At 70.7% G+C, this 12,313-nt stretch carries 12 protein-coding genes; 2 read left to right on the top strand and 10 right to left on the bottom strand.

What is annotated here, in order from left to right; genetic code table 11:
• Positions 1 to 93 precede the first annotated feature (93 nt).
• The 6 genes from ABTZ54_RS34470 to ABTZ54_RS34445 form a co-directional block, all read right to left on the bottom strand.
• A complete protein-coding gene (locus tag ABTZ54_RS34470) occupies positions 94 to 1,629 on the bottom strand; it encodes a serine/threonine-protein kinase (RefSeq protein WP_502997367.1) in 1,536 nt (511 codons plus the stop codon).
• An 81-nt stretch (positions 1,630 to 1,710) separates the two neighbouring features.
• On the bottom strand, positions 1,711 to 3,000 hold the full coding sequence (locus ABTZ54_RS34465) for a DUF6986 family protein (protein WP_351671491.1): 1,290 nt from the start codon (positions 2,998 to 3,000) through the stop codon (positions 1,711 to 1,713).
• Positions 3,001 to 3,153: 153 nt separating this feature from the next.
• Positions 3,154 to 4,116 carry an electron transfer flavoprotein subunit alpha/FixB family protein gene (locus ABTZ54_RS34460; RefSeq protein WP_351671488.1) on the bottom strand — a complete coding sequence of 321 codons (963 nt, stop codon included), beginning with the start codon at positions 4,114 to 4,116 and terminating at the stop codon, positions 3,154 to 3,156.
• A gap of 66 nt (positions 4,117 to 4,182) precedes the next feature.
• Positions 4,183 to 4,968, bottom strand: coding sequence for an electron transfer flavoprotein subunit beta/FixA family protein (locus ABTZ54_RS34455; RefSeq protein ID WP_351671485.1), 786 nt, complete (start codon positions 4,966 to 4,968; stop codon positions 4,183 to 4,185).
• A gap of 209 nt (positions 4,969 to 5,177) precedes the next feature.
• Positions 5,178 to 5,711 (bottom strand): flavin reductase family protein, encoded by a 534-nt coding sequence (locus ABTZ54_RS34450; protein WP_351671482.1) that lies wholly within the window; start codon positions 5,709 to 5,711, stop codon positions 5,178 to 5,180.
• A 242-nt stretch (positions 5,712 to 5,953) separates the two neighbouring features.
• The gene (locus ABTZ54_RS34445; protein WP_351671480.1) at positions 5,954 to 6,265 is read right to left on the bottom strand and encodes a TlpA family protein disulfide reductase; all 312 of its coding nucleotides are present in this window, start codon (positions 6,263 to 6,265) and stop codon (positions 5,954 to 5,956) included.
• Between the two features lie 232 nt (positions 6,266 to 6,497).
• Between ABTZ54_RS34445 and ABTZ54_RS34440 the strand changes: the two genes are divergently transcribed.
• Entirely contained in the window at positions 6,498 to 7,223 is a 726-nt protein-coding gene (locus ABTZ54_RS34440; protein ID WP_351671477.1) for a lysophospholipid acyltransferase family protein, read from the top strand.
• Between the two features lie 34 nt (positions 7,224 to 7,257).
• Here ABTZ54_RS34440 and ABTZ54_RS34435 read toward each other — a convergent pair whose 3' ends face one another.
• From ABTZ54_RS34435 to ABTZ54_RS34420, 4 genes are all read right to left on the bottom strand, one after another.
• A complete protein-coding gene (locus ABTZ54_RS34435; protein ID WP_351671474.1) occupies positions 7,258 to 7,950 on the bottom strand; it encodes a B3/B4 domain-containing protein in 693 nt (230 codons plus the stop codon).
• A 167-nt stretch (positions 7,951 to 8,117) separates the two neighbouring features.
• Positions 8,118 to 9,197: a threonine aldolase family protein gene (locus ABTZ54_RS34430; protein WP_351671502.1), complete on the bottom strand. Its 1,080-nt coding sequence runs from the start codon at positions 9,195 to 9,197 to the stop codon at positions 8,118 to 8,120.
• The gene (locus ABTZ54_RS34425) at positions 9,194 to 9,955 is read right to left on the bottom strand and encodes an SDR family NAD(P)-dependent oxidoreductase (RefSeq protein ID WP_351671499.1); all 762 of its coding nucleotides are present in this window, start codon (positions 9,953 to 9,955) and stop codon (positions 9,194 to 9,196) included. The genes ABTZ54_RS34430 and ABTZ54_RS34425 overlap by 4 nt, the downstream gene beginning before the upstream one ends.
• 35 nt (positions 9,956 to 9,990) lie before the next feature.
• On the bottom strand, positions 9,991 to 11,397 hold the full coding sequence (locus tag ABTZ54_RS34420) for a DUF6421 family protein (RefSeq protein WP_351671471.1): 1,407 nt from the start codon (positions 11,395 to 11,397) through the stop codon (positions 9,991 to 9,993).
• 231 nt (positions 11,398 to 11,628) lie between these two features.
• On the opposite strand from ABTZ54_RS34420, the gene ABTZ54_RS34415 reads away from it, so the two are divergent.
• Positions 11,629 to 12,312, top strand: a complete 684-nt coding sequence (locus ABTZ54_RS34415; RefSeq protein ID WP_351671468.1) for a glycerophosphodiester phosphodiesterase — start codon at positions 11,629 to 11,631, stop codon at positions 12,310 to 12,312.
• The last annotated feature ends 1 nt before the right edge of the window (position 12,313 follow it).

The following is a 12,313-nucleotide window of genomic DNA, read 5'->3' as shown; positions in this document are numbered from 1 at the left end:
GACGTGGCGGCGCCCGTAACGAGCGAAGCGAAGTGAAGGTCGCAGTCCGGACACCCCCACCCCCGCTCCGGTACCGGCCCCCGCACCACCCACCTAGCAGATCCGCAGCCCGTCGACGGGCCCGCCACCCGAACCACCCCGCAGGTGCAGCACGCTGACGTAGACATTGGTGTTCCCGCTGTCGTCATCGGTCCTGGCCCACCAGCGACTGCTGCTCCCCCCAAAGCTCTCACTGCGATCAAGATCCACCTGACAGAAGAACACCTGCGGCCCAGCGCTCACGGTCCCCATCTCACCCCCGTCGTACCGCGTACTGGTGGCAGTCCGCACGACCTGACACGTGGCGGAGCCCCCCGAAGCGGTACACCCGGAGGCAACGGGCGGCACGGTGGTCGGGGCGACGGAGGTAGGCGCGGCGGACGAGGAGGCGGCCTTGCTAGGAGCGACACCGGCACTCTCCCGCGAAGGCGAAGACGAAGACGAAGGCGAGCCCGAAACACCACTACGAGGCGAGGCACTCTTGTCGACCCCGGCGCGCCGCGTGGCAGAGGCACTGGGCCCAACGGAAACACCCCCACCGTCCAGCACCCGCCCCGGCTCCCCCGTAGGCCCCTGGAGAGGCCGCTCCCCAGCGACAGCGGGACCGGACGCCCTCTCCGTCAGGACATAAGAGACCCCACCACCAACCAGAAGCACCCCCACCACAGCAGCGACGACACGGCGCCACTTCGACGGGCCGACGGAGACGGGCGGCCCAAAAACACCAACGGGCGCAGGCACAGGCACCGCCGCAGGCACCGGCACACACCCCGCCAACATCCCCGCCGCCTCCCGAGCCGAAGGCCGATCCCCCGGATCCTTCGCCATCAACCGCACAAGCACAGGCGCAAGCCCCCCCGAGCGAACAGGCTCAGGCAGCGGATCGGCGACGATGGCCGCGAGGGTGGACCAGGTGGACGTACGCCGGAAGGGCACCGCCCCTTCGACCGCCGCGTACAGGGTGGCACCGAGCGCCCACACGTCGGCGGCGGGCCCGGGAGCCTCACCACGGGCCCGCTCCGGGGAGAGGTAGTCGAGGGACCCGACGATCTCGCCGCTACGGGTGAGACGGCCGGCGGACCCGTCCCCGGGGTCCTCGATGGTGGCGATCCCGAAGTCGGTGAGGAGCACCCGCCCCGACCGGTCGAGCAGGATGTTGCCGGGCTTGACGTCCCGGTGCAGCACACCGGCCTCGTGCGCGGCGGCGAGCGCCTCCAGGACACGGGCACCGATCCGGGCCGCCTCCGCCGGATCGAGAGGCCCTTCGGCGGCGAGGACGTCGTCGAGGGAGCGCCCGTCGACGAGCTCCATGACGATGACCGGCCGCCCCTCGTGCTCGGTGACGTCGTGGACGGCGACCACCCCGGGGTGGCGGACCCGGGCGGCCGCCCGCGCCTCGCGCCGCATGCGCAGGCGCATGGCGTCGAGCTCGGGCGCGGCCATGTCCGTGTAGGTGCGCAGCTCCTTGACGGCCACCTCGCGGCCGAGGACCTCGTCGACGGCCTGCCAGACGACACCCATGCCGCCCCGGCCGAGCCGGCGCACGATTCTGTAACGGCCCGCGAGCCGCCCGTTCTCCCCCGATGACACCACTACCCCGCCCCCTGTCGAACTGATGAACTCACACAGGGTACGGGGCAGTTGGCGCGAAAGTGACGTTTACCCAGCCGGCTACTGCGCCTGAGCGGTCAGATCCCCACGCCGAGGAGCAGCGAACCGATCAAGATCGGCACGAGTGAGACCCGTCAGGGCATCCACCTCACCCGTATCGAGCGCCCCGCAGTCGATCCCCCGCAGCAGATAGGAGCTGAGCGCCTTGGCGGTGGCGGGCTCGTCCATGACGTCCCCGCCCGCGTGGTTGGCGTACGCGGAGAGCCGCTTGGCGGCGGCCCGGAAACCTTCCCGGTAGAAGGCGAAGACAGCGGCGTAACGCGTCGGGATGTGCCCCGGGTGCATGTCCCAGCCCTGGTAGTAAGCACGAGCGAGGGCACGCCGCGTGAGCCCGTAATGCAGCCTCCACGCCTCGTGGACATGGGCGGTGGACCCGACCGGCAGCACGTTGGTGGACCCGTCGGAGACACGGACCCCGGTACCGGCGGCGGCGACCTGCATGATCGCCTTGGCGTGGTCGGCCGCAGGATGGTCACTGGCCTGATAGGCGGCGGACACACCAAGACAGGCGCTGTAGTCGAAGGTCCCGTAGTGCAGCCCGGCGGCCCGCCCCTCGGCCGCGTCGATCATGCGGGCAACAGCAGCGGTCCCATCGGCGGCGAGGATGGACTGACTGGTCTCGATCTGGATCTCGAAGCCGAGCCGCCCGTCCTCCAGACCATGCGCCTTCTCGAAGGCTTCGAGAAGCCGCACGAAGGCGGAGACCTGCTCGGGATAGGTGACCTTGGGCAGGGTGAGAACGAGCCCGTCGGGAAGCCCGCCGTTCTCCATGAGCCCGGTGAGGAAGACATCCGTCGTACGGATGCCCCGATCACGCACGGCGGCCTCCATGCACTTCATCCGAATACCCATGTACGGCGCGGCACTGAGATCGCCGTAGGCCTCGCAGATGATCCGCGCCGCCCGGGCGGCATCGGCGTCCTCGTCCGCACCCCCGTACCCGTCCTCGAAGTCGACCCGCAGGTCCTCGATGGGCTCCCGCTCCAGCTTGGCCCGGACCCGCCCGTAGACGTCCTCGGCGAGCTCGTCGGAGAGCCCGAGGACGGCGCCGAAGGTGGCGGCGTCGGGGGCGTGCTCGTCGAGGGCGGCGAGGGCCTGGTCACCCCAGGAGCGGATGGTGCCGGCGTCGAAGAGGTTGCCGGGTACGTAGACGGTGTGGACGGGCTGGCGGGTGCCGGGGTCTCCCGGGTAGCGCCGGTCGAGCTCGGCGTCCACGCCGGTGAGGGAGGCGCTGATCTCCTCGCTGACCGCGCCCGCGAGGCTCGTCGACACCTTCTCCTGCTGACCCATCCCACATCCTCCTGTTTTCCGCTGCACGGAATCAACAATCCGTATAGCGAAGTTAATGGCCCGCCGGGATCACGTCAATGGCTGTCCGAAACGACCGGGGGCCGCGCGGTGAAGATCACCACGCGGCCCCCGGACCGTCAAAGAAACCGCAGGTCAGCCCTTACGAGCCTTGACCTCGTCGGTCAGCTGCGGCACGACGTCGAACAGGTCGCCGACGACGCCGTAGTCGACCAGGTCGAAGATCGGGGCCTCGGCGTCCTTGTTGATGGCCACGATGGTCTTCGAGGTCTGCATACCCGCGCGGTGCTGGATCGCACCGGAGATGCCGGAGGCGATGTACAGCTGCGGCGAGACCGACTTGCCGGTCTGGCCGACCTGGTTGGAGTGCGGGTACCAGCCGGCGTCGACGGCGGCGCGGGAGGCGCCGACGGCGGCACCGAGGGAGTCGGCGAGCGCCTCGATGATCGCGAAGTTCTCGGCGCCGTTGACGCCACGGCCGCCGGAGACCACGATCGCGGCCTCGGTCAGCTCGGGGCGGCCGGTCGACTCGCGCGGGGTGCGGGCGACGACCTTGGTGCCGGTGGCCTGCGCCGAGAAGGAGACGGCGAGCGCCTCGACGGCGCCGGCGGCCGGGGCGGCCTCCACGGCGGCCGAGTTCGGCTTGACCGTGATGACCGGGGTGCCCTTGGAGACCCGGGACTTGGTGGTGAAGGAGGCGGCGAACGCGGACTGCGTCGCGACCGGACCCTCGGCACCGGCCTCCAGGTCGATGGCGTCGGTGATGATGCCCGAGCCGATGCGCACGGCGAGGCGGGCGGCGATCTCCTTGCCCTCGGCGGAGGACGGGACGAGCACGGCGGCCGGGGAGACGGCGTCGTACGCGGCCTGGAGGGCGTCGACCTTGGGAACGACGAGGTAGTCGCCGAACTCGGGGGCGTCGGCGGTGAGGACCTTCACGGCACCGTGCTCGGCGAGGGCCGCGGCGGTGTCGGCGGCGCCGTTGCCCAGCGCGACGGCGACGGGCTCGCCGAGGCGGCGGGCGAGGGTGAGCAGCTCCAGGGTGGGCTTGCGGACGGCTCCGTCGACGTGGTCGACGTAGACGAGAATCTCAGCCATGGGACTTCAATCTCCTGCGGAAGAAACGGGGACGGCCTGAGGGGACGGCGCGGGGCGCCCGAGCCCCTAGATGAACTTCTGGCTCGCGAGGAACTCCGCGAGCTGCTTGCCGCCCTCGCCCTCGTCCTTGACGATCGTGCCCGCGGTGCGCGCCGGACGCTCGGCGGCCGAGTCGACCTTGGTCCAGGAGCCCTCCAGGCCGACCTCGTCCGCGTCGATGTCGAGGTCGGACAGGTCCAGGGCCTCCACCGGCTTCTTCTTGGCGGCCATGATGCCCTTGAAGGACGGGTAGCGCGCCTCGCCCGACTGGTCGGTCACGGAGACGACCGCCGGCAGGGAGGCCTCCAGCTGCTCGGAGGCGGAGTCGCCGTCGCGGCGGCCCTTCACGACGCCGTCCTCGACGGAGACCTCGGAGAGCAGCGTGACCTGCGGGACGCCCAGACGCTCGGCGAGGATCGCCGGGAGGACACCCATGGTGCCGTCGGTGGAGGCCATGCCCGCGATGACGAGGTCGTAGCCGGTCTTCTCGATCGCCTTGGCGAGCACCAGCGAGGTGCCCATGACGTCGGTGCCGTGCAGGTCGTCGTCCTCGACGTGGACGGCCTTGTCGGCGCCCATGGAGAGCGCCTTGCGCAGCGCGTCCTTGGCGTCCTCGGGGCCGACGGTCAGCACGGTGACCTCGGCGTCGTCGGCCTCGTCCGCGATCTGGAGCGCCTGCTCCACCGCGTACTCGTCCAGCTCGGACAGCAGGCCGTCGACGTCGTCGCGGTCGACGGTCAGGTCGTCCGCGAACTTCCGGTCGCCGGTGGCGTCCGGCACGTACTTCACACAGACAACGATCCTCAAGCTCACGCCGGCTCTCCTACTGCATCGTCATAACTGGGCTGCCTTGTTGCTCGCAGCATAGGCGCCTGAAGGGCTGGTTTCCGGTCGGGGCCTCGAACGCTGCCGAACGCCCCGACCGCAATATTACTCGCCAGTACACCCAGTTCGTTACGAGTAAGCAAGCGCTCAGCCATGTGACCTTGCCAACGCCCCCGGAGCGGGCCGCGCGGGAACTCTCAGTCGCGCAGCGCGTTGAAGCGCCCCTGGTGGTAGAGGAGCGGGCGGCCCACGCCGTCCGGGTCGCCGGCGACGACCTCGGCGATGACGATCCGGTGGTCCCCTGCGGGGATCCGGGCCACCACGCGGCACACCAGCCACGCCAGGACGCCGTCGAGCACGGGCACCCCCTCGGGGCCGTAGGTCCACCGGGTGGGAGCGCCGAAGCGGTCGGCGCCGCTGCGGGCGAAGGTGGCCGCCAGCTCCCGCTGGTGCTCGCCGAGTATGTGGACGCCGATGTGCTCGGCCTCGGCCACCACGGGCCAGCTGGAGGAGCCGGTGCCCACACCGAAGGAGATCAGCGGGGGTTCGGCGGCGACGGAGTTGAGCGAGGTCGCCGTGAAGCCGACCGGGCGCTCGCCGTGCGCGGTGATGACCGCGACACCGGCGGCGTGCTGCCGGAAGACGGAACGGAGCAGGTCGGGAGCGGCCTGTCGGGGTGTGCCGAGGGCGGGAATCGTCGGGCGCGTGCGGAGCTCGGGCGAGACCGTCATGGAATTGTCCTTCTGCGAGGGCGGCGTGAGGGAAGTCCCGGGGTGTTCAGACACCCGGACAGCGCGCGCTCGCGTTGCGGGCCAGGTCCACATGGACCCGCCCGTAGAGAAGGAGTTCTGGGGGCACCACGCCAGACTGACGATCGTCGCCGTGCGCAGTCAAGTGCGTACCGCGATGTGGGAGATGTGTCACCGAGTCAGGCCCCGCCGTACGCCGCGCCGGACCCCCGCCGCACACCGCGTCAGACCGCCCGCCCGAGCGCGGCGATGACGTCGGCGCGGCGGGGCTGCCCGGCGGCCCTGCGCACGATCCGCCCGTCCCGGTCGAGGACGAGCACCGTGGGGGTACGGACGATGCCCAGCTCCCGTACGAGATCGAGGCGCTCCTCGGCGTCGATCTCGATGTGCCCGACGCCCTCGACCATGGCGGCCACCTCGGCGAGCGTCCGGCGGGTGGCCCGGCAGGGCTGGCAGAAGGCGGTGGAGAACTGCACCAGGGTGGCCCGCTCCCCCAGCTGCGCGCCCAGCTGCCCGGCGCCCACGACCTCACTCATCCCTCTGCTCCTCCGACGGTCCTCACCTGTACTTCTTTCGATTCAGCGTCCCACGGGATCGAACGATTCCCGCCACGAGCACCCGGAGTGACGAGAATCTCCCCGTACGAAGCCGCCTGGACTGGTCACGAGGGCCCACATGGGGCACGATCTGCCCAAAGCCGAAAACCTACGGCCGCGTAACTTCGCCGGGAGAACCCTCCCCAGGCACTGACGAAGGGGTTCGTCCCAGATGGCAGAGCTCGTCTATCGGCCGGTCATCGGCGCCGCCCTCACCCTGTTCAAGGCGCTGGACCTGAAGATCGACACTCAGGGTTCGCAGCACATCCCGCGCGAGGGCGGGGCGGTCATCGTCAGCAACCACATCAGCTACCTGGACTTCGTCTTCACCGGTCTGGCCGCACTTCCCCAGAAGCGTCTGGTGCGCTTCATGGCGAAGGAGTCGGTCTTCCGGCACAAGGTCTCCGGCCCCCTGATGCGCGCGATGAAGCACATCCCGGTGGACCGCGCCCAGGGCGAGCACGCCTACGAGCACGCGCTGCGCTCGCTGCGCGCGGGCGAGATCGTCGGCGTCTTCCCCGAGGCGACCATCTCGCAGTCGTTCACGCTCAAGAGCTTCAAGTCCGGTGCCGCGCGCCTCGCGCAGGAGGCCGGCGTCCCGCTGATCCCGATGGCCCTGTGGGGCACCCAGCGGGTGTGGACCAAGGGCCGGCCGCGCAACTTCAAGCGCAGCCACATCCCGATCACCATCCGGGTCGGCGAGCCGATGGAGGCCCCCGCCGACCAGTACGCGGGAGCGATCACCCGGCGGCTGCGCGGGCGCGTCCAGGAGCTCCTGGAGGCCGCCCAGCGCGCCTACCCGGTGCGCCCCAAGGACGCGGGCGACACCTGGTGGGTGCCCGCGCACCTCGGGGGCACGGCGCCGACGCCGGACGAGGTCAAGGCCGCCGAGAAGTAGGTCCCGAGGCGGCTCCGGCCGTCCCGGCGAAACGTCACTCCGGGTCGCGGACCGTGATCTGCGCCCCGGGGCTGACCTTCTGCAGCACCTCGGCGAGCTCCTCGCCGGCCGCGCGCAGCGCGTCGAGCGTCATCGGCTCCAGCGACTCCAGCAGGAAGATCGCGTCGGTGGTGTCGTCCTCGATGCGGGTGCGCGGGCCCTGGCGCCAGTTCCAGCGACGGCAGGTGACGCCCGCCTCGTCGGCCCAGACGACCTCGCCGGGCTCGGGGTGCTCCACGCTCTCCTCGCCGCCCGCGACGGTGACGAAGTCCTCCTCGCCGGTGGCCCGGAAGAGCCGCATCGAGCCCTGGATCCTGTTCAGGTCCTCGCCGCCGACCGGGATCAGGTGGGCGACGCTGATCGCGTTGTAGGCGTCCACGAGCCGGTTGATCCGGGGCAGCCCGCCGTCCGCGAGGGCGCGCTTCGCCAGCGCCTCGGCGGAGTTGCGGGTACGGGACGGCTTGGCGCCGAACGCGGAGTACGCGGCGCGCCAGGCGGCGACGTGCGGGTCCTTGTCCGGGGCCTGTCCGTCCAGGCGCTCGGCGAGCCGGCGGGCGGCATCGTCGAGCAGGGCCGAACTGGTCTCGTCGCTGGGCCCGTTGACGAGTCCCCGCGCCTCGACGGCGAGGTGGGTGAAGCCGGGTACGAGGGTGCGTACCTCGTCGGAGACGGTGAGCGTCAGGGTCATGGTCCGCCGTTCGATGTTCCGGAGTGCAGAGTGTGGTTCAGCATAGAACACCGGAAAATCCACTTCACTGGACTTCGGTCGCAAGCCCGTGGCATGACGGAACGGCCGGGCGGAAGTGTGTCACTTCCGCCCGGCCGTCGCTCGCGGGTGGGCCCGCCAGGGGCTGCCTACCGCGCCATCTCTTCCTTCAGCGCCTGGAGGAACGCGTCCACGTCGTCCTCCGTGGTGTCGAAGGAGCACATCCAGCGCACGTCGCCGGCCGCCTCGTCCCAGAAGTAGAAGCGGAAGCGCTCCTGGAGCCGCCTGCTGACCTCGTGCGGCAGGCGCGCGAAGACCGCGTTGGCCTGGACCGGGTAGAGGATCTCGACCCCGTCCACGCCCCGCACGCCGGCCGCGAGGCGCTGGGCCATCGTGTTGGCGTGGCGGGCGTTGCGCAGCCAGAGGTCCTTGGCGAGCAGCGCCTCCAGCTGGACCGACACGAAGCGCATCTTGGAGGCGAGCTGCATGGACAGCTTGCGCAGGTGCTTCATGTGGCTGACGGCGTCGGGGTTGAGCACGACGACGGCCTCGCCGAACATCATGCCGTTCTTCGTGCCGCCGTACGAGATGACGTCGACGCCCGCCGCGCTGGTGAACGCGCGCATGGGCACGTCCAGCGAGGCGGCCGCGTTGGCTATGCGGGCGCCGTCGAGGTGGACCTTCATGCCCTTGGAGTGGGCGTGCTCGACGATGGCCTTGACCTCGTCCACCGTGTAGACGGTGCCGAGCTCGGTGTTCTGGGTGATCGAGACGACCTGGGGCATGGCCCGGTGCTCGTCCTCCCAGCCCCAGGCCTGCCGGTCGATCAGCTCGGGGGTGAGCTTGCCGTCCGGGGTGGCCACGGTGAGCAGCTTGAGGCCGCCCATCCGCTCGGGGGCACCGCCCTCGTCCACGTTGATGTGCGCGGACTCGGCGCAGATCACCGCGCCCCAGCGGTCGGTGAGCGCCTGGAGCGCGGTCACGTTCGCCCCGGTCCCGTTGAAGACCGGGAACGCCTCGGCCGCGGAGCCGAAGTGGCTGTGCATGATCCGCTGGAGGTGCTCGGTGTACTGGTCCTCGCCGTAGGCGACCTGGTGGCCGTCGTTGGCGAGGGCGATGGCCGCGAGGACCTCCGGGTGCACACCGGCGTAGTTGTCGCTGGCGAAGCCCCGGACCGACGGGTCGTGGTGACGACGGGCGTCGGTCTTCGGGCCCAGGGCCGCGGTCACGGCTTGGGGGTCAGCCACAGGCGCTGTCCATTCACTTCCTGTGCGGGCCGGTCCCAGAGTCCGGCGACGGCGTCGGCCAGCTCCGTGACGTCGGTGAAGCCCGCGAACTTCGCATTGGGGCGTTCGGCGCGCATGGCGTCGTGCACCAGTGCCTTGATCACCAGGATCGCAGCAGCAGCCTGCGGGCCCTCGTCGCCCCCCGCCTTGCGGAAGGAGTCGGCCATGGCGAGGGTCCACGCCTCGGCCGCCGCCTTGCCCGCGTTGTACGCGGCGTTGTTGGCGACCGGCTTGTGCGCGCCGACCTGGCTGATCAGGGCGTAGCGGCCGCGGCCGCCGCTGCGCAGCAGGCCGTCGTGGAAGGCCAGCGAGGTGTGCTGGACCGTGCGGATCAGGAGCTTCTCCAGGAAGTCCCAGTCCTTGAGGTCGGTCTCGACGAAGGACTGGCTGCCGCGCCAGCCGCCGACCAGGTGGACCAGGCCGTCGATCCGGCCGAACTCCTTCTCGGTCCTCTCCGCCCACTCCTTGGTGGCGGCGAGGTCGAGGAGGTCCACCGTGTCGCCGATGACCCGGGCGCCGCCGTGGGCGTAACGGGCGGCGTCGACGGCCTCCGCGAGGCGCGCCGCGTCGGCGTCGGAGGCGACCACGGTCGCGCCCGCCTCGGCGAGGCGCAGCAGGGTGGCCCGGCCGGCGGGCCCGGCCGCTCCGGCGACGGCGATGACGGCGCCGTCGAGCGGTCCACCGTTTCCGTTGGCGTTCATGGGCGCCGCCTCCTCCGTCTGGTCGATGGCGTCGGTCACGCGGCGACTCGCTCGGCGTCCGAAGCGTTCGTGGCGGTGATGCCCTTGGTGGCGGCGATCACGCTCTTGAGCTTCTTGGCGAGGGCCTCATAGAACATGCTGAGCGGAAACTCGTCCGGAAGCACGTCGTCGACCAGCTTGCGCGGCGGCAGGCTGAGGTCCAGGGCGTCGGGACCCTTGGCCCAGGTGGAGCCGGGGTGCGGGGCGAGGTAGGTGGAGACCAGCTCGTACGCCTTGAACCAGTGGACCAGCTTCGGGCGGTCGATGCCGTCGCGGTAGAGCTGCTCGATCTCGCCGCAGAGCCGGTTGGTGACCTCGGGGGCACGCTGCCAGTCGATCTTCAGCGTGTTGTCCGTCCAGCGGATCACGTCGTGCTTGTGCAGGTACGCGAAGAGCAGCTGGCCGCCGAGACCGTCGTAGTTGCGGTTGCGGTCGCCGGAGAGCGGGAAGCGGAACATGCGGTCGAAGAGGACCGCGTACTGCACGTCACGGCCGTGCTCGTTGCCCTCGGCCTCCAGCTTCACGGCCTCCTTGAAGGCGGTGAGGTCGCAGCGGAGCTCTTCCAGGCCGTACATCCAGAACGGCTGGCGCTGCTTGATCATGAAGGGGTCGAACGGCAGGTCGCCGTGGCTGTGGGTGCGGTCGTGGACCATGTCCCACAGGACGAACGCCTTCTCGCAGCGGTCCTGGTCCTGGACCATGGCGGCGATGTCCTCGGGCAGCTGGATGCCCAGGGTGTCGACGGCGGCCTCGGTGACCTTGCGGAAGCGGGCGGCCTCGCGGTCGCAGAAGATGCCGCCCCAGCTGAAGCGCTCGGGGGCCTCGCGGACGGCGATGGTCTCCGGGAAGAGGACGGCCGAGTTGGTGTCGTACCCGGCGGTGAAGTCCTCGAAGGTGATGCCGCAGAACAGCGGGTTGTCGTAGCGGGTGGCCTCCAGCTCGGAGAGCCACTCCGGCCAGACCATGCGCAGCACGACGGCCTCGAAGTTGCGGTCCGGGTTGCCGTTCTGCGTGTACATCGGGAAGAGCACGAGGTGCTGGAGCCCGTCCACGCGGTCGGCGGCCGGCTGGAAGGCCAGCAGCGCGTCGAGGAAGTCGGGGACCGCGAAGCCGCCCTGGGCCCACTTGCGCAGGTCGGCGACGAGCGCGCGGTGGTACTCCGCGTCGTGCGGGACCAGCGGGGAGAGCTGCTCGACCGCGGCGACGATGCGCTCGACGGTCCGCTCGGCCAGCGCGAGCGCGGGCGCGCCCTCGGCCCGGAAGTCGATGGAGCCGTCCGCGCTCTGCCAGGGGCGGAGCTCCTCCACGGCATTCTTGAGCTCGGTCCAGGCAGGGTGGTCGACCACGGGTGCGTCGGCGGATATCCCCCCACCGGTCACGTCCTGCACAAGAATTTCCGTCATTCCTCTTCCTCCACAGGAGAACCTCACGTCAAGACACCGTAACCATCGACGCTTCCCCGCCACAAGAGGGGCAAGGGAAAATCTCCTGTCAAACCCCCCACTCGACCGTGTTTTTTCCTGTACGGCGGGGCGGACGGCCGAGAAATGCGGTGTTCCGCGTGGTCGCTTCCCGTACGGGGCCCAGCGATTAGGCTGCGTCGCGAACCGGTCCTCAGCGGAAGCGAGAAGATCTTGAGTTTCCTCACCATCGGTCACCGCGGGGTCATGGGCGTCGAGCCCGAGAACACCCTGCGGTCCTTCGTCCGGGCCGAGCGGGACGGTCTGGACGTCATCGAGCTCGACCTGCACCTCAGCAAGGACGGCGCCCTGGTCGTCATGCACGACTCCGAGGTCGACCGCACCACCGACGGCACCGGGCCGATCGCCGAGAAGACCCTCGCCGAGCTGCGGGAGCTCGACGCGGGCGACGGGGAGCGCGTCCCCGTCTTCGAGGAGGTCCTGGACGCGGTGAGCGCGCCGCTCCAGGCGGAGATCAAGGACGTCGCGGCGGCCAGGACCCTCGCCGGGGTGCTCCTCGCGCGCGAGCTGACCGGACGGGTCGAGGTGCTCTCGTTCCACGACGAGGCGCTGGCCGAGGTGCGCGCCCTCGTCCCGGCGGCGCGCACGGCGCTTGTGGCCGACCGGCGTCAGTCGGACGTGGTGGCCCGGGCGCTCGCGGTCGGCGCGGGCGCGCTCGTCCTCAACATCCGGCACCTCACCCAGGACACCGTCGAGCGGGCGCACACGGCGGGGCTGCGGGTCATGGGGTGGGTGGTGAACACCCAGGACGACCTGCGCCTGGCGCGCGCCCTGGGGCTCGACGGCGTGACGACCGACCGCCCCGAGATCCGGAGCACGGGCCGCTTCACCGCGTGAG

Source organism: Streptomyces sp. NPDC094032, assembly GCF_040303965.1.
Classification (GTDB): Bacteria; Actinomycetota; Actinomycetes; order Streptomycetales; family Streptomycetaceae; genus Streptomyces.
The sequence above is the reverse complement of the archived record's forward strand: the minus strand, read 5'-3'. Positions and strand labels throughout refer to the sequence as shown.

What these genes read in the sequence shown, in the direction of transcription:
- ABTZ54_RS34450 (WP_351671482.1), bottom strand. Translation starts at nt 5,711, where the DNA reads ATGACGGTCTCGCCCGAGCTCCGCACGCGCCCGACGATTCCCGCCCTC.
- ABTZ54_RS34435 (WP_351671474.1), bottom strand. Translation starts at nt 7,950, where the DNA reads ATGACCCTGACGCTCACCGTCTCCGACGAGGTACGCACCCTCGTACCC.
- ABTZ54_RS34445 (WP_351671480.1), bottom strand. Translation starts at nt 6,265, where the DNA reads ATGAGTGAGGTCGTGGGCGCCGGGCAGCTGGGCGCGCAGCTGGGGGAG.
- ABTZ54_RS34420 (WP_351671471.1), bottom strand. Translation starts at nt 11,397, where the DNA reads ATGACGGAAATTCTTGTGCAGGACGTGACCGGTGGGGGGATATCCGCC.
- ABTZ54_RS34440 (WP_351671477.1), top strand. Translation starts at nt 6,498, where the DNA reads ATGGCAGAGCTCGTCTATCGGCCGGTCATCGGCGCCGCCCTCACCCTG.
- ABTZ54_RS34460 (WP_351671488.1), bottom strand. Translation starts at nt 4,116, where the DNA reads ATGGCTGAGATTCTCGTCTACGTCGACCACGTCGACGGAGCCGTCCGC.
- ABTZ54_RS34425 (WP_351671499.1), bottom strand. Translation starts at nt 9,955, where the DNA reads ATGAACGCCAACGGAAACGGTGGACCGCTCGACGGCGCCGTCATCGCC.
- ABTZ54_RS34465 (WP_351671491.1), bottom strand. Translation starts at nt 3,000, where the DNA reads ATGGGTCAGCAGGAGAAGGTGTCGACGAGCCTCGCGGGCGCGGTCAGC.